This window comes from Shewanella mesophila, from assembly GCF_019457515.1.
Classification (GTDB): Bacteria; Pseudomonadota; Gammaproteobacteria; order Enterobacterales; family Shewanellaceae; genus Shewanella; species Shewanella mesophila.
Window position 1 is genome coordinate 1,024,068 of record NZ_CP080421.1, and the last position, 21,278, is coordinate 1,045,345.

Sequence of the window (21,278 nt, forward strand, 5' to 3'; positions counted from 1 at the left end):
ATAAATTAAATAAGCATCAAAAAGGAATTAACATGAAGAAAGTTCTTGTTGGGGGCTTATGCGCCTCTCTTATTGTGGGGCTTAGCGCTTGTAACAGTGATCAAGCTGAAGTTAACGCGCCAGAAACCGTTAAATCAGAAGCCGCTGTGGCTGTAGAAAAAGCACTGAATTCAGGCATCGACTTTGCTAACTTTGATAAGTCAATTCGCCCACAAGACGATTTTTATTCATATATTAACGGTACTTGGGTTAAAAACACCGAGATCCCAGGCGATCGCACCAGTACTGGCGCATTCTATGACTTACGTGAAAAGTCACGTGATGATGTTAAAGCCATTATTGAAGAAGTTGCAGCCACACCTAACCTAACTCCTGGTAGTGATGAACAAAAGGTCGCCGACCTGTATCGTTCATTTATGGATACAGATACCCTAAACAGCCTAGGTATTAAGCCAATTCAAGGCGAGTTAGACAAAATTGCAGCGCTTAAAAATAAAGATGAGTTAGTTGAGTATTTTGCTCACAGCCAAGTGATAGGTGGTGGTACGCCACTGGCATTCTATATCGATATCGATGCTAAAAACTCGAGCCGTTATGCGACTCATCTTTGGCAGTATGGCTTAAGTTTACCTGAGAAAGATTACTATTTTAACGACGCAGAGCGTTTCGTTAATATTCGCAAAGCATTCGTTGAGCATATCGAGAAGATGTTTACGCTTGCTGGGCTTGCCAATCCTAAGGCAAGCGCAGAGCAGATACTCGCCTTAGAAACTGCGATTGCTAGCCGTCACTGGGATGTTGTAGAAACCCGTGACAGCACTAAGACTTATAATCTATATCCAGTTGCGGATCTTGCAACATTGGCCCCAGATGTTAACTGGAATGGCTACCTTAAGGTGTTAGGTGCAGATAAGCAGACCGACATTATCGTTAACCAACCTAGCTTCATAGAAGGTTTTAACGAAGTTCTTAAAGCCAATGATCTATCAACTTGGCAAACTTACATGACTTGGCAGACGCTGACTCACTTCGCTGGCAATTTAAGTGCCGATTTAGACAGAGAGAACTTTGAGTTTTTCTCTAAGACGCTAAATGGTCAAGCCGAGCAACAACCTCGTTGGAAGCGTGGCGTGGGCGCGGTGAACTCTGTATTGGGTGAAGTGGTTGGTAAGGTTTATGTTAAGCGTCATTTTACTCCTGAAGCTAAAAAGCGTATGCAGGCATTGGTTGAGAACCTTCGCGGTGCTTATGGCGAGAGTATCGAAAACCTGTCGTGGATGAGCCCTGATACTAAAGTGGCAGCTAAAGATAAGCTTGCTAAGTTCGATCCAAAAATCGGTTATCCAGATCGCTGGGAAGATTACAGCAAATTGACCATCAAGGGTGACGATCTAGTGGGTAATAGTATTCGTGCTAGTGAACTTAGTCATGAGAAAGAGCTTGAAAAACTAGGCTCGCCAATTCGTAAGTGGGAATGGCATATGACACCACAGACGGTGAATGCTTATTACAACCCAACCATGAATGAAATTGTATTCCCAGCGGCTATCTTGCAACCTCCGTTCTTTAACATGGAGGCTGATGATGCAGTCAATTACGGCGGTATTGGTGCCGTGATTGGTCACGAAATGGGCCACGGTTTCGATGACCAAGGCGCTAAGTTTGACGGCGAAGGCAATATGCGTGATTGGTGGACTGAACAAGACTTAAAAGAGTTCGCTGTACGTGGTAAGGCTTTGGTTGAACAGTATAATAACTATGCTGTATTTGATGACTTAAACGTTAACGGTGAGCTGACGCTTGGCGAAAACATCGGCGATCTTTCTGGTGTGACGATTGCTTACAAAGCTTATAAGATGTCACTCAATGGCAAAGAAGCACCGGTTATCGACGGTCTTACTGGTGATGAGCGTTTCTTCATCGGCTTTACTCAGATCTGGCGCGCTAAGATCAAAGAGGAATCAATGCGTAACCGCGTGGCGACTGACCCACATTCGCCTGCGAAATTCCGTTCATTGGGTGCATTATCCAATATGCCAGAGTTTTACACTACGTTTGACGTGAAAGAGGGCGATGCTATGTATATCGCACCTGAGAAACGCGTGAAAATTTGGTAAAAAGATTTTGATTTTATTATAAAAAGAGCGCAAGTTGCGCTCTTTTTTTATGGGCTGTTATCAAGGGTTTTAGATGAACAATGTTTCACTTTCTATTCAGGGTTGGTTAAGTGATGAGGGGCTAGATTAGAAGCATAAGGTTAGGGATGTTACCGAGGATGGTTATGAATAGATTATTTCGCACCTTTTTTATCTTTTTGTTATTGCTGTCGACCCGCAGTAGCTTCGCGACGAGTTATGATGCCCAGGCGGAAAGAACTGAATCCCGTAGCAATTTCGCATTTAAGCAATCTTTTTCAAAAAACCTCGATGGCCTTATCGCCATCTCCACCACTGCATCTTCGCCCGTTCGCCAAACCAGTAGTAATTTAGATAAGCTTTATTCTCAGGCCAATGATGCACAGTCTGAGTTAAGCCAATTGCTCGCCTCGCTTAATGGTGCTGAGCATTGCGAGCTTATCGTGCCAGAAATTAAAAGTTATCAGCGAGCAGCACAAAAGGTCGAATCCAAATTCGATGGTGATGCGAGTCAAATCACAGATTTGGCTAGAGCCAGCTTAGTGGCTGATGATATTCATAATCTGATGACCGCATATGAAGACCTCAGTCAGCAGGCTAAAATTGTTCAAGTGAAGAACCGTTTTGCTGCACCTAAAGCCTCTGGATACCGCGATTTAAACCTATTAGTAAAACTACCGCAAACAGGAATGATTGTCGAAGTTCAGCTTCATCTTAAGGCTATTTCTGAGATTAAAAATGGTGAAGAGCATCAAGTTTATGAAGCGGTGCAAGCTATAGAAGCGATTGCCAAACAACAAGATAGGCATCTTAGTGACATTGAGGTGGCAAAAATTACCCAATTGCGCCAGCAATCGCACAAGCTTTATCATAAAGCATGGCTTAACTATAAACGCTTGGATAATGCGAGTTTAATCGCGGCCTAATTTTTGACACTGGGCTCTTGGTTTACATGGACGTTCAAATTGGATTAACAAATTCAATCCAAAGCGATTATACTTGCCGCCATTAGCCCGATAATTAGCGAATTACAGATGCACGATCTTATTGAGCAGCTACAGGATTTAAGTGAAACCGTTCCTGTGCCATTAGAACTACCAACGTTTGAACAACTTGTAGAAGTCGAAGAACAGATCCTCATCGGTCTTCCATCAGAGCTGAAAGAGTATTTGTTATACGCCAGTGATGTTGTTCATGGCACGCTTGAGCCTGTAACCGCCAGTGACCCCCATTCACACACTTATCTGCCGGAAGTGACCTCTTATGCTTGGTCAATCGGCATGCCAAGAGAGTACATTGCTATTTGTCAGCAAGGGGATAGTTTTTACTGTATCGACCAAGAAGGTCAGGTAATGCTATGGCGTGACGATGAGCTTGATGAAGAGTGCTGGGAGTCATTCTGGCAATGGGCTGAAGAGGTCTGGATCAACGCCTAAAGATAAGCGTTAAATCATAAGAATTAATCTCGATTTTGGAAAATACAATGTCAAAGAAAGCAGAATTAAATGCGATTGAAATTAAATATCTTCGCCACTCATTAGGTTTAAGCGCAGCGCAAGTTGCTGAGCTGTCAAAAGCGAGTGAAGAACAAGTTCTTGCTTGGGAAGCGGGCGAAGCTGAGGTATCAGGGCTGGCAGCAAAGAAGCTACTCGAGCTAGATGAAACGATTGAGATGCAAGTACTTAATACCTGTGATGGTATTGAAGAGTTATTTAGCAAAGAGCCCAAGCGTACCCTGAGCTTTGTTGTTTACCCGACTCAAGCAATTTACACCGCTTATAACCCAGAGTTCTTGAGCGCGTTACCCTTAACCGAGTTGTACAACACTGCCGCATGGCGGATTAAGAAAGAGTGTAAATTAGTGCTCGAAGTAGATGTCACCTTAGTAGCGTTAGATGTTGAAGCCTATAAAGCGTACCGTGAAACGTCTGGGTTAAAAGAGAGCCGCGAAAGCCGCGCAAAATGGGCGGCGACTCAGCTTTAATGCCGAGATAATTCAATCTATCTATCAATAAAAAGGAAGTCTACGGCTTCCTTTTTTGTCATATGAAAACTGGAAAATCTAGGACTGTATCCCCGAGTGATAGTGTTCGTTTTTAGCATCATCTCTGATAATCAGTGTATGAGCAGTGGCAAGTCGCTATCGACCGCCACCGCAATGAAGGTGTCGTGCTGGCTATGCCCCATCTTTCGCTGCGATAGCTTCTGTCTTGGCCAGTGCCTTTGCAAGCGCTGGACGCATCTGTAGTCTGTCTCTAAAAGCGGTCAGTTTGGGTGGCAGCGTTTGCTCAAATACCGTTGCCCACATCAGTGTATGCGCTAACAGAATATCGGCGACCGAGAGCTCATCACCCAGCAAATAGTGCGTGTCTGGCATCATTGCTTCTGCGAGGGTTGCCGCCTTATCAAACTCCCATTTAGCAACAGGTAAGATATTTGGCTGACGCTGCTCATCAGGCAGTGCAAATTTGTGTTTACCCATGGTCCACAACGGCTGTTCTAATTCGCAAATAATGAAGCTTACCCATTGATGGTAGTGTCCCGCGCTCGCGGTACCTGGTGTGGGTAAAAATCGGCCGTTACCATATTTTTCCGCCAAATATTGGCAGATGGCGGCGGACTCGGTAAGGACTAAATCCTCGTCTGTTATGACCGGGATTTTACCGCTCGGATTAAGTGCTAAAAAGCTGTCGCTGCGATTGTCGCCTTTTGAAAAGTTGATAAATGAAAAGGTCCAATCTATGTCTAGCTCTTCTAACAACCAAGATACACGCAGCGCGCGACTTCTTGGCGTACCATATAAAGTGATCATTGTTTTGCCCTTATTATCTCGAAGTTGTTTTAAGATATTCGATAGGATGAGAATAGTAAAAAGCTATTACGCCATCTCATTCATTTTATGCTGTGATTGTTGCCGATAGACTGTTGTACTATTTAAATATTGTAAGGGAGCAAGCTAGGATGCATTAGTTGACAAGCTAATGATTTTGATTGATTAATCTGTATGGTAAGTTAGATGCTTCGTCGCTGCGGATTAATGGGATAGAGGGAATGTAAATGGAAGATGACATACTGTTAACAGCAAACTTTAAGCAGAATCTACAGCGGTATTGGTTGGCTGCTGGCACTGTTCTGATATGTGTCACTGTAGTAGGGATCCCACTATTACTTATTTGGTTTCCGATCGGTTTATGGGCAACTCAGCGCTATATCGATAATATGAGTGCCGAATTAACAGCGCAAAAGTTGATTGTCCGAAAGGGGATTTTTACTCGCACCGAGAATACGGTGCCGCTGGATAAAATCACCGATATGGCATTGATTCAAGACCCAATAATGCGATTCTTTGGTTTACATAAGTTGACCGTAGAGACCGCAGGACAATCGGGTTCTGGTGCATTAATTAATTTACTTGGTATCGATGAGGTTGAGTCGTTTCGCGCGAATGTTCTACGTCAAAAGAGCATACTGGAAGAGCGTAAGCGTGGTTCTGAGACTGTGCCCAATAATGATCAGGATGAAGCCTTAATTTGTTTGCGTGATATTGCAGCTTCCTTAGGCCGTATTGAAACTATGTTCGCCAAATTGGAACAAGTTAAAGGAAACGATGAATGTTAAATAGAGCACAAACTTTGGCGACGCGAGATCCCATGGTACGTATTAATCGCGTGTTAAAAGCCACTGGGCCAGGTCTGCTTATGGCTGCGGCGGCAATAGGCGCATCCCATCTGGTTGCTTCGACCCGAGCGGGGGCGGAATTTGGCTGGCAGTTAGCTTGGGTTATCCTTGCTGTTAACTTACTTAAATATCCATTTTTTGCCGCTGGGGCTCGTTACACCGCAGCCACTGGTGAGAGTTTATTGCATGGTTATCAAAAGCAGGGAAGAGGTTATCTACTGCTATTTAGCGTGTTAAACAGTATTGCGGCTGTTGCCAGTACCGCAGGGGTCGCCATGCTGAGCGCGGCCATGTTGACGCTTTTTATTCCGCTATCCATCGATATATTAGCGTTAATCGTATTGGTATCGAGTCTATTAATGTTGATATTGGGTCATTATCAGCTGCTGGATAGAGTCACTAAGGTGATTATGTTGGTGCTGACTATGACCACATTAACCGCCGCCGCACTTGCATTTAATGCTGAACCTATTATGGCTGAAGGTTTTGTTTCTCCCTCTCCTTGGGATTGGGCGCACGTCGGCTTTTTAGTCGCCATGATGGGTTGGATGCCTGCACCGATAGAGGTCAGCGCATGGAACTCATTGTGGTTAATTGAGAAACAGAAGCAGCAAGTGGTGACTAAGGCGCAGGCATTATTTGATTTTAATCTGGGTTACCTGACTACCGCTGTGCTGGCTGTGGTGTTTTTATCCTTAGGTGCGTTAGTCATGCATGGCAGTGGTGAGCACTTTTCTCCTTCTGGTGCTAAGTTTGCCGATCAATTGATCACCCTTTACAGTCAGGTATTAGGTGGTGAAACTCGTTACTTAATCGGTATTGTGGCGCTGCTGTGTATTTTTAGCACTACGGTGACGGTTATCGATGGTTATAGCCGCACACTGGCATTGAGTTGGCAGCTGTTAACCCAAAAAGCAGAAAGTGGTAATGAGCGTGGGTTAACCGTAATTATGCTTGGTGTAAGTCTGTTGGGACTGGGTATTATTTTGTTTTTTAAAGGCGCCTTACTGCCGTTATTGCAGTTTGTAATGACCCTAGCCTTCATGACAACCATTTTATTTGCATGGCTTAATTATCGCTTAATGACCAGTGACAGGTTGGCGGTTGACGATCGTTATGGCGTTAAAATGCGCCTACTATCTTGGTTGGGAATGCTTTATTTGTTAGGGTTCGGCATGCTATTTATCTATTGGAAATTATCGATTTAAAGTCAGGCGATTTAAAGTCATTCGATTTAAATGGCTTGATGGAGTTCATCTTCTAAACCGTTATCTTTTTAATAAGGATGTTTACTTGATTCAATATATCTACCGCGCCAATTCGTTTATTGGTGCGCTGCTGTTTATTACTCTGTTAATGATGATGGTAACGAGTCATATCTCTGCCGCTAGCGAGCGCCCACAGGCCTCCACTGATATAAAAAACTCTGATCTGACCTCTTTAGCTGAGGCGTTCGACAATAGCATCTTGGCTAACGAGCGGCCTTTTTATGGGGTGATGTTACTGGTACAAGATGGCGAGGTTGTTTACCAATACAAACATGGATTTGAGGGGATGGAACAACCAGATAGTGATAGTTATTTTTTACTCGCTTCCCAGTCAAAGATGATCACGGCGGCAGTCGTCTTGGATGCCGTCGATAAGGGTAAGATCTCACTGGAACAGACGCTTAATCACTATTTAAAGTCGGCTAGTGCGCCTTTATACGACCCCAATATCACCATTAAGCAGTTACTTAGCCACACATCTGGGATCGCCCCAATAGGCAAAGACAACCGATTTATGCCAGGTAGCCAATTTCAATATTCGAATTTTGGCTATGAGATGTTGGCAAAGGTGCTGGAAATTCAGTATCAGCGGCCGTTCAACGCGATCGTTAATCAGTTTTTGTTGGACAAGGGAATTAATGGGATATTGGCACAAATGGGTCCGACAAAGGCGAAAGCCGCGAGCCTGTATAAAGATATTCAAGGGTTAGAGATGCGACCTCATGGCTCGTCCGGTGCGGTTGGCAATCAAATGGGTAATTACGAGATGGTTGATTACGAGATCACTGCAGATCTATTACCCGGTGGTGGCTTGCTAGGCTCTACTAAGGGGTTAGCTCAATATTTACGAGCGTTACATGGTGGATTACTGCTACCTAAAGCCTTATATCACGCTATGGTGACTCCTGTGATTAAGCGTAATCATCGTTGGAGTGAGCTCTATTATGGTTATGGAGTGCAGATTAATCAGCAACAGCTGGTCGAATATAGCCACTCGGGATACCTACCAGGGTTTCAATCGTTAAGCTTAAGTTATCCTCAAAACGATACCTATTTTGTCTTGTTGGAAAATAGCTCTTGGCCTTTAGATGATATGGATAAGGTCTTTGGCCTGCAAGATAAGTTAAGAGGAATACTGCGCCAACACTTGATACTGGCGCAGCTTGCTGAAAATAAACCCTGAGTAAAATGAAAATTCGGCTATAATGTTGCGCAATGATGATGGCGCAGCCGCGCAATCCTAAAGGTAAAGACAACTAAGTATGATTAACAACGATATATTACGCCGCTTACGTTTTGTGTTTGACTACCAAAATGCCAAAATGATAAAAATTTTTGCCAAAGTTAAACACGAGGTAACACAAGAAGAACTCCTCAATATGCTTAAGAAAGAAGCTGAAGAGGGTTATCAACCTTGTAATGACAAGATGCTTTGTCGTTTTCTCGATGGCTTAATTATCGAAAAGCGTGGCTTAAAAGAGGGAGCTGAAATTCCTGAGCCTATCGCGCAGTTAAACAACAACCTTATTTTCAAGAAGCTTAGAGTGGCGCTTGAAATGCGTGAAGAGGATATCATTAGCGCCCTAGCACTGGCGGATTTCAATATGAGCAAGTCTGAATTAGGTGCGCTATTTAGAAAGCCTGGCCATAAACATTTTAAAGAATGTGGTGATCAGGTTCTGCGTAACTTTTTGACAGGCTTGTCACTTAAATATCGTGGCAAATAGGCTCAAACATATTTGAGTTTGAAGCACAGCTAAGGCTGTGCTTTTTTATGCCTTAAAATCATTGCGTTTTAAACGCTGGCTTTAATAAAAAATAATCAAAAAATGATCGTCGAAAAGGCAACAAAGATCACACTTTGTGGTAATCTTGGCAGAATCATACGACCGCAACTTCACTATTACAAATACAGAAAGGTTACCAATGGACGATAATAAACGCCCGCTATATCTTCCTTTTGCCGGACCCGCGATCCTCGAAGCGCCGTTAATCAACAAAGGCAGTGCATTTACCGAAGAGGAGCGGATCTTTTTTAACCTTGAAGGTCTCTTGCCTCATGTGATTGAGACTATCGAAGAGCAAGCCTCTCGTGCTTACGATCAATACAAAAATTTTAGTAATGATCTCGATAGGCATATCTATCTTAGAAACATTCAAGATACTAACGAGACTCTGTATTATCGTCTGTTGCAAAATCATATTACTGAGATGATGCCTATTATCTACACCCCAACCGTGGGTCTAGCTTGTGAGCGTTTCTCGAAGAACTACCGCCGTAACCGCGGACTGTTTATCTCCTATCCCAATAAAGATCGTATCGATGACATCCTAAATAATTCAACACGCCAGAAAGTGAAGATTATTGTGGTTACCGATGGCGAGCGTATTCTGGGCCTTGGCGACCAAGGTATTGGTGGTATGGGAATTCCGATTGGTAAGCTATCGCTATACACAAGTTGTGGCGGCATAAGTCCTGCTTATACGTTGCCTATCACCCTCGATGTCGGCACAGATAATCCGCACTTGCTTGAAGATCCCATGTACATGGGCTGGCGTAATCAGCGTATCGGCGGTGAAGAATATACCGAGTTTGTCGAAGCCTTTATGCAGGCGGTACATCGACGCTGGCCTGATGCCTTGATCCAGTTTGAGGATTTTGCGCAGAAGAATGCCATGCCTTTGCTTGAACGTTATAAAGACCAATATTGTTGTTTTAATGACGATATCCAAGGTACAGCCGCAGTGACAGTGGGATCTTTACTGGCAGCCAGTAAAGCGGCCAAGACTCAGCTATCTAAACAGCGTATTGCTTTTTTAGGGGCGGGCAGTGCGGGTTGTGGTATTGCAGAAGCCATTGTGGCGCAGATGGTGTCAGAAGGGATCAGCGATGCGCAAGCGCGTCAGCAAGTGTTTATGGTTGACCGTTGGGGATTGCTGCAAGATAACATGCCTAACCTGTTGCCGTTTCAACAGAATCTAGCTCAAAAAGCGGCTGAAGTTGATGGTTGGCATACCGATAATGAAAACATCTCATTATTGGATGTCATGCATAACGGTAAGCCAACGGTACTTATCGGTGTCTCTGGGGCGCCAGGTTTGTTTAGTGAAGAGATAATTAAGGCGATGCATAATCATTGTGCGCGGCCAATTATCTTTCCATTGTCGAATCCGACCAGCCGTGTAGAGGCGACGCCAAAGGATATCTTGCACTGGACTAATGGTGAAGCCTTAGTCGCTACAGGTAGTCCGTTCGAACCTGTGGTCATTGAAGACAAAACATTTGAGATTGCCCAGTGCAATAATAGCTATATCTTCCCCGGCATTGGTCTTGGGGTATTAGCCTCTGGGGCTAAACGTGTCAGCAATGAGATGCTGATGGCATCGAGCAGAGCCTTAGCCGAGTGTTCGCCACTGGCAATCGAAGGCGAAGGTTCGTTATTACCCGCACTCGAAAATATTCATCACGTTAGTAAGCATATTGCGTTTGCCGTTGCCAAAGTTGCTGTGGAGCAAGGTCATGCACTGCCGTGCAGCGATGAGTTACTGCTACAAGCTATTGAAGACAATTTCTGGACTGCTGAGTATCGTCGCTATAAGCGTACCTCTTTCTAGACATTTTTGTTGGTCTAAACCTAAAAAGCTGCCGATGGCAGCTTTTTTTATGGCATTAGATTGCAAATAAACTCAGATGGTTAATCGAATTTAATCTTGCGTTAGATCACAAAGTTAATCAGAGGCTTTTGAAGTGCTCGTCATTCCAGAACAATAGCTAGCTATTTTAAGTTTGAATTAATCTCAGTGGGTAAAGGTAGGCCTAAACCTTATATCTGCCCTTTATCATAGCGATGAAATACAAGGAAAAATCGTCTGTAAGTCGTCATGCTGGAGGCTTATTTTTTAGGTTATAAGCCTAATAATTGGGAGTTATCATGAAGTATATTGCGCTTTTATCATCACTATTATTTGCCGCTTCGGTTGCAGCCGTTGATTGCACCGATTGTCACGAAAAAGTCGACCTAGCAGTTCATCAGGAAGCTGCCGCAACCTTGGCAACTTGTAATGATTGCCATGGTATGGCTGACGCGCACACAGTAGATATGGAAATTCATACACCAGAATTAACTATTACTGAATGTGCAGATTGTCACGGGATGGAAAAGTAAGTCGATTTCATTGAAGACCTGATTTGGCCATTTTAGAATAAGCCACCTGTAGGAGGTGGCTTTTTTATTTTCAATGAAAAATCGGCTTTCAGCGACGCTTACAAGTGTTAGGTTAACTCGACTTTTTTAACCTGACGCTACCACTGATAGTACTCATTTTGATATCGGCGTTACCATTAGATAGTTGAAAGTTAAGTGTACTGTTCGGAGAGTATTTCTGTTTGTAGGGTTTATCGTCTGTTAATGAGTTTTGGATTTTTCCACCTGGCCCCCCATCGATCTCAAAACTAGCATCACTGTTGTCTGGCAAGGTTAGGTTGATATCGCCGCTGACACTGCTTAAGCTGGCTTTGCTTGTTATAGATTGCATAGAGAGTGTTACATCACCACTGACACTTTGGCTCTTAATATGACTGATATCCTCTAGTGTTAGGTTGGCGTCGCCAGACACGATCTCAATAGCAACTTCATCAGCCTTACTATTTGCAGTGAGTTGGCCGCTAACCAATTTGTAACTGACGTTGCCGATACTCTGATTGTCCTTGATGTTACCTGATACTGTTTCAAGCGATAATTTGCCCTTAGATGTGTTACTTTGTATATCGCCAGAGACCGTATATATGGTTACCTCATTCGCGAGATTTGTCGCCTTAATGTTTCCGCTAACGGATTGAATATTAATGTCACCATTGAGGTCGTTAACGTGATAGCTCGTCGATACGCCTTCTGCAGATAAATTTAGTTCTCTTGGCACCATAATAGTTAACTTTGAGCCATCCTTGTTATTGCCTGAATAGCGCCGTGGCATTTTATCCTCAATACTGATTATGTTGCCTTTTTTCTCGACTATTAACCCTTCACTGAGTTCGTCGAGTGTACCTGTCACCTGGATTTCATTGTTCTCCCACGGAGTAATTTGCACGTCACCCCGATGAACTTGGAGATTAAGTTTCGGGTTACTCTCGGTGGTTATTTTCTTATCGACGCTTTGCGCGGCAAGTAAAACTGGGCTCATCATCAACATCGGGATAATGGCTAATTTATAGTTGATCTTCATATTATTTCGTCCCTATTTTTTTGGTTTATAGGCAATCGTTGTCCTTGCCTGAGCAGATCTATTTCCCGTTCCTGAGTCCAAAGCCACAGTTGCCATAGTTGTTTATCGGTTGGGTTAAGCTGTAATGTTCGGTAAATTTGCTCGGCTGCCGCTTTTAGTTGCTCGACGCCTTGCTCTACTGGTTGGCCGTATTGGCTACTTTGCCAATTCACCTTTTGTACTTGATTTTGTAATTCAAGAACCTGTTGCTGATGCTGAGCCCTGATTGATTCAAGGGATGTTAGCAAGGGAGTTAGCTCTGGCGCCATGAGATTTGATGTTACATATTGTTGTCCCGCAATCATTGAAAGTAACAGTAAACTGGCGATGGCAACTGGTCGCCAATAACGGTTTTGATTGGTTATAGGTGTCTCTAATCTGTGCTCTATTTGAGGCCAAAGATCATGGGCTGGAGTGAGCTCTCTCGAGGCATTAGCGATAAGGGTATCAAGTTGGTTGTCGTGGGTTGTCATCAAATCATCTCCTGCAACAATTTCTTTGCTCGGTGATATTGGGCTTTACTTGTGCCCGCAGCGATGTTGAGTTGCCTAGCTATTTCTTCATGCTGATAACCTTCTAACGCAAACAGCACAAATACTATTCTGGCTCGTTCTGGTAACTGCAATAATAGTTTGTCGATCACTTCGTAGTGCAGTTCGGTGCCACAGGCTTCACTAAGCTGATCTGCGGGTAATAATCTCGCCCAAAAGCTTTTCTGTTTTTTGATTGTGGTTAGCGCTTGATTTACGCTTAACCTGTGGAGCCAAGTGCTAAACTGACTACTAGCATCAAACAGTGGCAGCTTTTGCCATAAGCGAATAAAGGTTTCTTGAGTGGCTTCTTCTGCTAGGTCGGTTTGGCCAGCAAGACGAAAGCACAGGGCGTAGACGCGGCGATGATGAAGTTGATAAAGCTCGTGAAACGCCACCTTATCGCCCTGCTTTGCGCGGTCAATTAGCGATGCTTCTGACATCTGCTGTGGTGTATCCGAAGGCTGCAATGCGCTCAACGCTTATTCCCTGTTTGCGATTTAATATCTATTAGACACGTCCAAGTTGATAAAAGGTTTAAAGCGAATGGGTATTTTTTTACCTATATTGTGAAACGCGACATCACTCGGTGAAAAAACCTTAAGAATCGAGTTATAAGGAGAACTTTATCGACCTAATCGTTAACCGAGAACCTTGAATACCATAAATTCTCCCTAATTAAGCACAACTTATATGATTTGGCCTTTCAAACCAAATGATTGAACGGGTTAAATTTGTTTATGAGTATCAATATTAGCCGAGGGATAGGCGGAAAAATTGTTTAACGTTTCAATGTTGGTGTCTTTCAAATACCAATTGCGCCCCAACAAGATCGGCGAGTGGCTGCCAACTGTTTTGAATAGGGGAGTTCGCTTCGCGGACCTTCTGCCAAGTATTTTGCCGCTGCATAATTCAGCTAATTCATCTTTGATCATATCTAAGCTAAAAACGTCCTCTTTTACAGGAGTGAGCAGCTCCCCCAAGCTTCGGCGAGTACATTAATCTTAGAATCGACATAAACCGCAGATAGAGTTATTAAGTCGCTGTCACATTTTCGCCTGTCTTGATTGTGATTCCCGACTAAATCGATATGGGTTCCCTCCGTTACCCCATTGATAGGGAAAGCGCAGTTGGTGAGCCAGTGGCGCAACTAATGATATCGGCATCGTTGACCGAACTCAGCAGACTTGTACACGTTTCCACTTGAAGATCTGGGCGTGATTTTTTATTGCTGCGACAATGCATTCTGATTTTTCGTGGTTTTGTCCCCAGCACGTGACTTTCTCAATTGGACGCACGGAAGCATGGGCTAAAGCCATAAAGGTCGCTCACTCTCCAGTTCCCATAACAAGCCTTGTGTGAATATTTTATGCAATAACGTCTTGGGTTGAAATCAACTCCTGAGTGATATCTCTATTTTTAGGTCTTACCTGTTGGTGTCTTGACGATATTTAATGCTGTTCGGCATTAAAATATATCAGTAATACGAGTGAGTTGCCGATAATGACTATAATTAACTCTTGAAGTGGTTAAGCTGATATCGGTGAATCCCATCCGAGGATGAAGTCACTCAGGAATAATAAACAACGTAAGGATTTTCTTTCTATGCTCATACGCCATAAATTACTCGTAAGTGCTGCAGTTTCTATTTGCTCAGTGATTGCGATGTTTGGTTTGCAGAGACATTCGGCCGCGACATTGGACGATTTGTCTCACGCAGCCCAAAAAGTAATTGAACTTGAAAAGGATGTTTTGAGTTTGCGGAAAGATGAAAAGGATTTTTTTGCCCGTTTAGATATTAATTATCTTGATAAACATAAGCTTAATGCCAGAGAATTAGATTCAACTATCAGAACGCTCGATGAGATATTTCTGGCTTATGATATTCCGACCAATGCGTTAGATTCCTTTAAGCAAAGTATTGAGCGATATGAAACTGTATTTGTTGATCTGGTTAAATTGCAGCAACAGGTAGGGCTTAACCCTAAAGATGGACTCTATGGTCGATTACGTGGAGCTGTGCATAATGTTGAAACCTTAGTGAAGGAGAACAATGAGCCCGAACTGCTAGTGACCATGTTACAACTAAGGCGCAATGAAAAGGATTTTATGTTACGCCGTAGCTTGAGCTATTTAGACAAGTTTGATAGCAATATCGCAATCCTCAGACAACAAGTTGATTCGTCACTCCTAAACAGTAATGTAAAGTCAGAACTTGGTCGTTTGATTGATGCTTATGGTGCTGATTTTAAAGCTTTGGTAACTAAAGAGCAGGAACTCGGCTTAACGGAGAATGAGGGACAAATGGCAGCGCTGAGAGCCAGTGTCGCCGATGCAGAAAAAGGATTAGCGACTTTAAAAGAGCAGGCATTAGAGGCGATTCATAGTGCTGAAAGCAGTGCGGTGACAATTAGTATTGCCATTTTTGTATTGATAACGGTTGTTTTGATCAGTTTTACTCTGGTAATTATTCGCAGCATTATGGAGCCAGTGCAAAGGATCAGTAGTGTGATATCCGCTATTGAGCAGACAAAAGATCTCTCCTTGCGCTGTGACACAAGAGTAGACGATGAAATTGGTCAAATTGCCACCCATTTTAATGGCATGGTGTCATCTTTTCAGCAATTGATTAAGCAAGTATTAGAATCGGTTGATGTGGTTAACCATTCTTGTCACGAGTTATCGGCAAACTCAATACGAGCTTCTGAAGGGGTGGCGCGTCAGCTCAATGAAACCGATATGGTTGCTACTGCCATTACAGAGATGGGGGCAACCATTGATGAGATTGCCAGTAATACGGAACTTGCAGCAGAACGTGCTAGCAATACCCATGACAATGCTCAGAAAGGGCAGGTTGGTGTAGTGCAAACCATTGAAAAAATTCAAGCATTAGCTGAAGAGCTGAATCATTCTGCTAATGTGGCTGCCGATTTAGAAAAAGACAGTGAAACCATAGGCAGCGTACTCGATGTCATTCGTGGCATTGCTGAGCAGACTAACTTACTTGCGCTTAATGCGGCGATAGAAGCAGCAAGGGCTGGGGAGCAGGGCAGAGGCTTTGCCGTGGTTGCTGATGAAGTGAGAAGTCTCGCGATGCGCACCCAAGAGTCGACCGAAGAGATTGCGGGTATTATTCAAACGCTACAATCTCGCACGCGTTCAATCGTTCAGCTGATGGAGTCAACTCAAAAGCAGGGTGGTGAAAGTGCCGAGCAGGCAGCCAGCGCTGGGGCCTTGTTAGAGCAGATTAACTCAGATGTCACTAATATCATGGACATGAGTACTCAGATAGCCGCTGCGATTGAAGAACAAAGTATGGTGGCATCAGAGGTCAATAAAAATGTCGTGATTATTCGTGATATAGCTGCGGAATCTGCGACCGCTGCAGATGAGAATGCATCGGCGTCAGATGAAGTCAAAGCGCGAACCGAATCTTTGCTTCAGGCTGTCAGTCTATTTAAGATTTAGTCCGACAAACCAGCAGAGAAGTTTAAGCGGTTAATAACAGTAAATGATGGGTGCGAATGAAATTAAACCATTTTTTGAATTTGTTAGGCTTAGTTCTTCTACTGCTGTCTGTCATTACAGCTAGTATCATCTATTATTTTGTTTACCTTCCAGCTATTGCAGAGCAGGTATTACAGAAGCAACACAAAGAGCTAGCAGTTGTTCAAAAAGGTATCGAGTTTTCACAGCGTAACCTTGAAACGCTCTGTTATGACTATGCCCTCTGGGACAATATGGTTGAGTTTGTTGAATCAATGTCCATAGACTTTATTCAATCCAATCTCATGGATAATACCTTTGAAGCAGCCAGTTTAGACGGCTTTTACATTTTTGATAGAAAAGGGCTGCTCAAATGGCATTATGCAAAGAATCGTAATTATAGCCCGCAATATTTACCTCAGGAGACGGCGGGTTTTATCGGTAGAATTTTGCCCCCGGCAGATGTTTTTTTACAAAATAAGCCGAGTGTTCGAAATGGCTTACTCAACATGGGGAGCAAACTGGTCTATTTTAGCAATGTAACAATAATGCCAACCAGTGGTACTGGTGATATTGTTGGCAGTCTTTTGGTGGTTAGAGAGCTCAGCGGTAAGGCTGAACAGGAGATTGGCGAGTTAAGCTTAGTTAATTTTCATATCACTAAGTTAGATGTCAATTTTACAGCACCTAATATGCTGGATTTCCGCAGTCCTCCAAACGTGGTAGAGATAGCAAGCTCTCATGCTTGGATTATTAAGGATGTTTTAGGTTTTGCTGCGGCAAAAATCACCGTAAACCATGCTGAAGGGCAGTTGCCATCCATTTTTACCCTAGAATCTTTATTAATGTTTTTCAGCGTGTTGATCATGACATCTATCGCAATATTGCCGCTGTCTTGGTTTGTGTTGCGTCCGTTACGGGTAGTCAATCAAGTGTTATCTAAAATGGCGACTAAAGAACGATTACTTAGAATGCCTACGACTTGGCGTATAGACGAAATCGCGAATTTAACCCTCTCATTTAACTTAGTGGTCGATAAGCTTGAGCGACACCAAAATTATCTCGAAAACCTCTCCTTTAATGATGCTTTGACAGGTATTGCTAATCGGCGCAGTTTGGAGGTTTTTGCCGAACGGGCGCACGAGCATTGGCGTGCTGGAAAGGGGGCCATTGGTTTTTTAATGATTGATATCGATTATTTTAAAATTTATAACGATTCAGTAGGTCATCAAGCTGGCGATCAAGTGCTTATTCGAGTCGCCCAAGCCTTAATGGTTGAATGCCGTCGGCGCGGGGAGTTAGTTACTCGCTATGGTGGTGAGGAGTTTTGTGTAGTTATTCAAGGGGATAACACTGCGCAGATGACCTTGTTGGCAGAGCGTCTTTTGAAGCGTGTTCGAGCCCTCAATATTTATCATGAGCAATCACCATTAGGTATTATCACTGTGAGTATAGGTGGAGTATTCTACCCACCTTTTCATCCGCAGTTTACTGATGTTGACTGGCAATCAATGATAGGTTTAGCAGACGGCCAACTTTATGTGTCTAAACATGCGGGGCGTAATTGTCTCAACATAAACTATCAAAGCGTTAACCCACTCATGATTGTGGGTTAACGCTCTATAACTTAAAGGTATTAACCTGTTGGCGCATAGTCGTTGCGAGATCTGTTAGCTTATCGATAGATTGGGCAAGTTCAAGTGCTGATGCTGTCGAGTGCATGGCAATATCACTGATCGCGATAATACTGCGATTGATGCTTTCAGCAACACTACTTTGCTCTTGTGCTGAATCACTGACAGTGTTTGCCGCGTTGACAACACCGATTAATATTCCTCGAAGATGAGAGAATAGATCGTTAAAGCTGGTCGAGAACGGCCCAAGTTCATCGTTATCTAACTTGTTAAAAGTCACCGTAAGATCGGAGTTTTTCTGGATGCTTGTTAGTTGGCCCCTGATGTAATTAATGGGCGTCATCACAGCTCAGTTAATCCAAACACCAATAACAAGACTGGCTATCACTGTCAATGTGGTCAGCGTGATGAACAAGGTCAGTGAAGACTAATAAACGTCACTAATTTTGTCTTTCTCTTGAGAGGTTACGCGAAGCTACAATGAAATTAATTCTGAGGTAGTGCCGCTGATAGGGTCGGTTACCTTGTAAAGCGGAATAATCTCATTATCTAGGGCGCTTTTGACATTGCCTGACATACTGGCGAGTTTCTGAAGTAGATGTTCAATTTTCTGATTGGTGAGGGTAAATAGTCGTTCTGCGTTAGCGACCAGTTGTCTTTCTTGTTCTGTCAATTCGGTCGATACATATTTTTGCTAACGAATATCAATATTACGACTAGCATCACGCAGGGCTGTCGTAGCTTCATTAGCGTTAAATTCCCCTGCATTAGCCTTATTGATAGCGTCCATAACAAATACCGCATAATCATCAGCAATGACTTTCAAATCTTCGAGAGGAACTACTCTGTGGTTGTAGATAGTGATAACGCCTTTTTCAATAGTCGTCATCATGTTAATGGCAAGTACACAGATACCTATCTGTAGTGTGAGTGGCAGCATAATGCCAAATGCCATTTTATGCTTGATTTGAGTGTTGTTCATCTTACTAATCTAAAAGTGGAGGTTTTATCTAAAATGATCGAACTTTAGTTGTGTTTATCGGTATGGCAAAAGAATACTGCAGGAGGGGGGGAATATTGAGAAACAAAAAAGCCTCGCAATGCGAGGCTTTTTCTAGACGCTAGTAGCACCTAATAAAATTTGGTGCCCGAACCCGGAATCGAACCAGGGACACGAGGATTTTCAATCCTCTGCTCTACCGACTGAGCTATTCGGGCGACGGGGTGCATTAAAAAGCTTTTGCGCATTTGAGTCAACTAATTTTTTAAAAATAGTTGGCTAAAGCTTTTGTTTGAGCAAGTTTTGCTCGAAACGATGGTTTTTATATCAAAAGTGTCATAAGAGGGAGTTTAAAGGTCGGATGTAGCCTGTTTGGCGCTAGGTGAGAATAACAGTAAAAAGCTCCGCATTTGCGGAGCTTTTTAAGTGTTACTTTAGCATTTCATTGTCAGGGAAGTTGGTTTTCATCACCAACAATACATTATCTTTCAACTGCTGTTGTCCTAGTTCATCATAGGCGGTCGCCATTATTTCTAATGCTCGCTCTGTCGACGGCGTACCTGGATATGCTTCCATTACTGTTTGAGCTCTGACTGCTGCGGCGCTCCATGCGTTCATCTTAATATAATATTCAGCAACCGTAATTGAGTACTTTGCTAAACGATTTTTCAAAAATAACATACGTTTTTGCGCATCGACAGCGTATTTACTGTTAGGATAGGACTTTATCAAACGGTCAAAATCTTTAAAGGCATCTTGCGCTGCTTTTGGGTCTCTATCTGTCCTGTCAATGTTTAACATGTCATGAAACATATAATTATCTGACTGCATATTGACGAGTCCACGCATATAATAGACGTAATCTATATCTTTATGGGTTGGGTTTAAGCGGATGAAACGGTCAATATTAGCTATGCCAGACGCAGGATCATCAAGTTTATAGTATGCGTAGATCAGGTCTAATTGAACCTGAGTCTTATGTGGGCCGAAAGGATAGCGAGAGTCTAAAGCTTCTAAAGAGCGAACTGCTTTACTGTAGTTTCCAAGCTCCATTGATGTTCTTGCTTGAGAATAAAGCACTTCAGGTGATGATTTAGATAGTTGAACATCATCTTCTGGACTACTACTGCAGGCCGATAAGGCCAGTGATAACAAGGCTACTGCGGCGCCTTTGGCAAAATTATGCATACTTGAATTCGATTCTTTTAAGTTGTAGTTAAGAATTTTTCCATTTCAGGATAAAATAGAAACAATCCGATTGTAACAGATAGCACATTATTTTGGACCCCAAAAAGCGGGTACGGTTCCTATGACACAAGAGATTAATCTAAAAAGCGAGATAACAGCAACACAAACAGGTCAAAGATTGGATCAAACTTTGGCTGAATTGTTCCCTGACTATTCTCGTACACGCATTAAAGAGTGGATATTGACAGGTGCTGTCTATGTCGACGGCGTTGTGCAAATTAAACCAAGAGAGAAGGTTCTAGAAGGACAAGAGATTGAAGTTGAAGCGACGCTGCAGGAAGAAACCAGAGCAGAGGCGCAGGACATAGATCTTAACATTGTTTATGAAGACGACCACATTATCGTTATTAATAAGCAAGCTGGATTAGTGGTTCATCCTGGTGCTGGTAATAGTGATGGCACCTTGATGAATGCGTTACTGCATCATTGTCCACAGATTGAGCTAGTTCCTCGAGCCGGTATTGTTCATCGTCTCGATAAAGACACTACTGGGTTAATGGTCGTAGCCAAGACGGTTGAGGCACAAACTCATCTCGTTGCCGCGCTTCAGGCCCGTGAAATCGTGCGTGAGTATGAAGCGATCGTTCAGGGCGTGATTATTTCTGGTGGGACAGTCGATGCACCTATCGATCGCCACCCGACGAAGCGAACTCATATGGCGGTGGTTCATAACGGTAAACCTGCTGTGACTCACTATCGGGTTGCTGAGAAGTTCCGAGCTCACACCCGATTGAGACTGCGCCTAGAATCAGGACGTACCCACCAAATCCGTGTTCATATGGCACATATTGGCCATGTGTTAGTGGGTGATCCTGTTTACGCTGGTCGTCCTCGTCCACCCAAAGGGGTAACACCTGAGTTTTTTGACATCTATATGGGCTTTAAGCGCCAAGCGCTGCACGCTGTAAGGCTTGAACTTGCGCATCCATTTACGTTTGAGGTTATGAGCTGGCAGGCACCTATTCCTGAGGATATGCATACCTTAACTCGCGCGCTACGTGAAGACACTAAAGCTAATCCATCGGACTACTAATTCA

Annotated in this window: 21 protein-coding genes and 1 tRNA gene; 13 read left to right on the top strand and 9 right to left on the bottom strand. The window is 43.3% G+C overall.

Annotated features, from left to right (window positions below; all coding sequences use genetic code 11):
• The first annotated feature begins 32 nt into the window (after positions 1-32).
• The 4 genes from K0I73_RS04550 to K0I73_RS04565 all read left to right on the top strand — a co-directional run bounded on the left by K0I73_RS04550 (position 33) and on the right by K0I73_RS04565 (position 4,119).
• Positions 33-2,117 carry a M13 family metallopeptidase gene (locus K0I73_RS04550; protein ID WP_220063339.1) on the top strand — a complete coding sequence of 695 codons (2,085 nt, stop codon included), beginning with the start codon at positions 33-35 and terminating at the stop codon, positions 2,115-2,117.
• A gap of 164 nt (positions 2,118-2,281) precedes the next feature.
• Positions 2,282-3,061: a RelA/SpoT domain-containing protein gene (locus K0I73_RS04555; RefSeq protein WP_220063340.1), complete on the top strand. Its 780-nt coding sequence runs from the start codon at positions 2,282-2,284 to the stop codon at positions 3,059-3,061.
• A 108-nt stretch (positions 3,062-3,169) separates the two neighbouring features.
• Entirely contained in the window at positions 3,170-3,571 is a 402-nt protein-coding gene (locus K0I73_RS04560; RefSeq protein ID WP_220063341.1) for an SMI1/KNR4 family protein, read from the top strand.
• 47 nt (positions 3,572-3,618) lie between these two features.
• Positions 3,619-4,119: a DUF4447 family protein gene (locus tag K0I73_RS04565; protein WP_220063342.1), complete on the top strand. Its 501-nt coding sequence runs from the start codon at positions 3,619-3,621 to the stop codon at positions 4,117-4,119.
• A 192-nt stretch (positions 4,120-4,311) separates the two neighbouring features.
• On the opposite strand, the gene K0I73_RS04570 is transcribed toward K0I73_RS04565, so the two are convergent.
• Positions 4,312-4,947 (bottom strand): glutathione S-transferase family protein, encoded by a 636-nt coding sequence (locus tag K0I73_RS04570; protein ID WP_220063343.1) that lies wholly within the window; start codon positions 4,945-4,947, stop codon positions 4,312-4,314.
• A 245-nt stretch (positions 4,948-5,192) separates the two neighbouring features.
• Between K0I73_RS04570 and K0I73_RS04575 the strand changes: the two genes are divergently transcribed.
• The 6 genes from K0I73_RS04575 (at position 5,193) to K0I73_RS04600 (ending at position 11,247) form a co-directional block, all read left to right on the top strand.
• Positions 5,193-5,753 carry a PH domain-containing protein gene (locus tag K0I73_RS04575; protein WP_220063344.1) on the top strand — a complete coding sequence of 187 codons (561 nt, stop codon included), beginning with the start codon at positions 5,193-5,195 and terminating at the stop codon, positions 5,751-5,753.
• A complete protein-coding gene (locus K0I73_RS04580; protein ID WP_220063345.1) occupies positions 5,747-7,021 on the top strand; it encodes an Nramp family divalent metal transporter in 1,275 nt (424 codons plus the stop codon). Before K0I73_RS04575 ends, K0I73_RS04580 begins: the two co-directional genes overlap by 7 nt.
• Before the next feature lie 85 nt (positions 7,022-7,106).
• A complete protein-coding gene (locus K0I73_RS04585) occupies positions 7,107-8,264 on the top strand; it encodes a serine hydrolase domain-containing protein (protein WP_220063346.1) in 1,158 nt (385 codons plus the stop codon).
• Between the two features lie 79 nt (positions 8,265-8,343).
• Positions 8,344-8,808 (top strand): YehS family protein, encoded by a 465-nt coding sequence (locus K0I73_RS04590; protein WP_220063347.1) that lies wholly within the window; start codon positions 8,344-8,346, stop codon positions 8,806-8,808.
• A 199-nt stretch (positions 8,809-9,007) separates the two neighbouring features.
• On the top strand, positions 9,008-10,696 hold the full coding sequence (locus K0I73_RS04595) for an NAD-dependent malic enzyme (protein ID WP_220063348.1): 1,689 nt from the start codon (positions 9,008-9,010) through the stop codon (positions 10,694-10,696).
• Positions 10,697-11,013: 317 nt separating this feature from the next.
• Positions 11,014-11,247 (top strand): hypothetical protein, encoded by a 234-nt coding sequence (locus K0I73_RS04600; RefSeq protein ID WP_220063349.1) that lies wholly within the window; start codon positions 11,014-11,016, stop codon positions 11,245-11,247.
• Between the two features lie 112 nt (positions 11,248-11,359).
• Here K0I73_RS04600 and K0I73_RS04605 read toward each other — a convergent pair whose 3' ends face one another.
• The 3 genes from K0I73_RS04605 to K0I73_RS04615 are packed head-to-tail and all read right to left on the bottom strand — an operon-like array spanning position 11,360 to position 13,316.
• The gene (locus K0I73_RS04605) at positions 11,360-12,304 is read right to left on the bottom strand and encodes a DUF4097 family beta strand repeat-containing protein (RefSeq protein WP_220063350.1); all 945 of its coding nucleotides are present in this window, start codon (positions 12,302-12,304) and stop codon (positions 11,360-11,362) included.
• The gene (locus K0I73_RS04610; RefSeq protein ID WP_220063351.1) at positions 12,301-12,816 is read right to left on the bottom strand and encodes a hypothetical protein; all 516 of its coding nucleotides are present in this window, start codon (positions 12,814-12,816) and stop codon (positions 12,301-12,303) included. Before K0I73_RS04610 ends, K0I73_RS04605 begins: the two co-directional genes overlap by 4 nt.
• Positions 12,816-13,316 carry an RNA polymerase sigma factor gene (locus K0I73_RS04615; protein WP_220064264.1) on the bottom strand — a complete coding sequence of 167 codons (501 nt, stop codon included), beginning with the start codon at positions 13,314-13,316 and terminating at the stop codon, positions 12,816-12,818. The genes K0I73_RS04610 and K0I73_RS04615 overlap by 1 nt, the downstream gene beginning before the upstream one ends.
• Positions 13,317-14,478: 1,162 nt before the next feature.
• On the opposite strand from K0I73_RS04615, the gene K0I73_RS04620 reads away from it, so the two are divergent.
• Together K0I73_RS04620 and K0I73_RS04625 are read left to right on the top strand one after the other, a co-directional pair.
• A complete protein-coding gene (locus K0I73_RS04620) occupies positions 14,479-16,341 on the top strand; it encodes a methyl-accepting chemotaxis protein (protein WP_220063352.1) in 1,863 nt (620 codons plus the stop codon).
• A gap of 56 nt (positions 16,342-16,397) precedes the next feature.
• Positions 16,398-17,975 carry a sensor domain-containing diguanylate cyclase gene (locus K0I73_RS04625; protein WP_220063353.1) on the top strand — a complete coding sequence of 526 codons (1,578 nt, stop codon included), beginning with the start codon at positions 16,398-16,400 and terminating at the stop codon, positions 17,973-17,975.
• Positions 17,976-17,979: 4 nt separating this feature from the next.
• Here K0I73_RS04625 and K0I73_RS04630 read toward each other — a convergent pair whose 3' ends face one another.
• From K0I73_RS04630 to K0I73_RS04650, 5 genes are all read right to left on the bottom strand, one after another.
• Complete coding sequence (locus tag K0I73_RS04630; protein ID WP_220063354.1) at positions 17,980-18,336, bottom strand: hypothetical protein; 357 nt, start codon at positions 18,334-18,336, stop codon at positions 17,980-17,982.
• 132 nt (positions 18,337-18,468) lie between these two features.
• Complete coding sequence (locus tag K0I73_RS04635) at positions 18,469-18,666, bottom strand: hypothetical protein (RefSeq protein ID WP_220063355.1); 198 nt, start codon at positions 18,664-18,666, stop codon at positions 18,469-18,471.
• 21 nt (positions 18,667-18,687) lie between these two features.
• Positions 18,688-18,975 carry an MCP four helix bundle domain-containing protein gene (locus tag K0I73_RS04640; RefSeq protein WP_220063356.1) on the bottom strand — a complete coding sequence of 96 codons (288 nt, stop codon included), beginning with the start codon at positions 18,973-18,975 and terminating at the stop codon, positions 18,688-18,690.
• Between the two features lie 160 nt (positions 18,976-19,135).
• Positions 19,136-19,211 (bottom strand) — tRNA-Phe (locus K0I73_RS04645).
• Positions 19,212-19,422: 211 nt separating this feature from the next.
• Positions 19,423-20,181 carry an outer membrane protein assembly factor BamD gene (locus tag K0I73_RS04650; protein WP_220063357.1) on the bottom strand — a complete coding sequence of 253 codons (759 nt, stop codon included), beginning with the start codon at positions 20,179-20,181 and terminating at the stop codon, positions 19,423-19,425.
• A gap of 121 nt (positions 20,182-20,302) precedes the next feature.
• On the opposite strand from K0I73_RS04650, the gene rluD reads away from it, so the two are divergent.
• Positions 20,303-21,274, top strand: a complete 972-nt coding sequence (gene rluD / locus K0I73_RS04655; protein WP_220063358.1) for a 23S rRNA pseudouridine(1911/1915/1917) synthase RluD — start codon at positions 20,303-20,305, stop codon at positions 21,272-21,274.
• Positions 21,275-21,278: the final 4 nt, after the last annotated feature.

Coding starts and splice junctions, on each gene's coding strand:
- K0I73_RS04550 (WP_220063339.1), top strand. CDS start 33: ATGAAGAAAGTTCTTGTTGGGGGCTTATGCGCCTCTCTTATTGTGGGG.
- K0I73_RS04555 (WP_220063340.1), top strand. CDS start 2,282: ATGAATAGATTATTTCGCACCTTTTTTATCTTTTTGTTATTGCTGTCG.
- K0I73_RS04560 (WP_220063341.1), top strand. CDS start 3,170: ATGCACGATCTTATTGAGCAGCTACAGGATTTAAGTGAAACCGTTCCT.
- K0I73_RS04565 (WP_220063342.1), top strand. CDS start 3,619: ATGTCAAAGAAAGCAGAATTAAATGCGATTGAAATTAAATATCTTCGC.
- K0I73_RS04570 (WP_220063343.1), bottom strand. CDS start 4,947: ATGATCACTTTATATGGTACGCCAAGAAGTCGCGCGCTGCGTGTATCT.
- K0I73_RS04575 (WP_220063344.1), top strand. CDS start 5,193: ATGGAAGATGACATACTGTTAACAGCAAACTTTAAGCAGAATCTACAG.
- K0I73_RS04580 (WP_220063345.1), top strand. CDS start 5,747: ATGTTAAATAGAGCACAAACTTTGGCGACGCGAGATCCCATGGTACGT.
- K0I73_RS04590 (WP_220063347.1), top strand. CDS start 8,344: ATGATTAACAACGATATATTACGCCGCTTACGTTTTGTGTTTGACTAC.
- K0I73_RS04595 (WP_220063348.1), top strand. CDS start 9,008: ATGGACGATAATAAACGCCCGCTATATCTTCCTTTTGCCGGACCCGCG.
- K0I73_RS04600 (WP_220063349.1), top strand. CDS start 11,014: ATGAAGTATATTGCGCTTTTATCATCACTATTATTTGCCGCTTCGGTT.
- K0I73_RS04605 (WP_220063350.1), bottom strand. CDS start 12,304: ATGAAGATCAACTATAAATTAGCCATTATCCCGATGTTGATGATGAGC.
- K0I73_RS04610 (WP_220063351.1), bottom strand. CDS start 12,816: ATGACAACCCACGACAACCAACTTGATACCCTTATCGCTAATGCCTCG.
- K0I73_RS04615 (WP_220064264.1), bottom strand. CDS start 13,316: ATGTCAGAAGCATCGCTAATTGACCGCGCAAAGCAGGGCGATAAGGTG.
- K0I73_RS04620 (WP_220063352.1), top strand. CDS start 14,479: ATGCTCATACGCCATAAATTACTCGTAAGTGCTGCAGTTTCTATTTGC.
- K0I73_RS04625 (WP_220063353.1), top strand. CDS start 16,398: ATGAAATTAAACCATTTTTTGAATTTGTTAGGCTTAGTTCTTCTACTG.
- K0I73_RS04630 (WP_220063354.1), bottom strand. CDS start 18,336: ATGACGCCCATTAATTACATCAGGGGCCAACTAACAAGCATCCAGAAA.
- K0I73_RS04640 (WP_220063356.1), bottom strand. CDS start 18,975: ATGAACAACACTCAAATCAAGCATAAAATGGCATTTGGCATTATGCTG.
- K0I73_RS04650 (WP_220063357.1), bottom strand. CDS start 20,181: ATGCATAATTTTGCCAAAGGCGCCGCAGTAGCCTTGTTATCACTGGCC.
- rluD (WP_220063358.1), top strand. CDS start 20,303: ATGACACAAGAGATTAATCTAAAAAGCGAGATAACAGCAACACAAACA.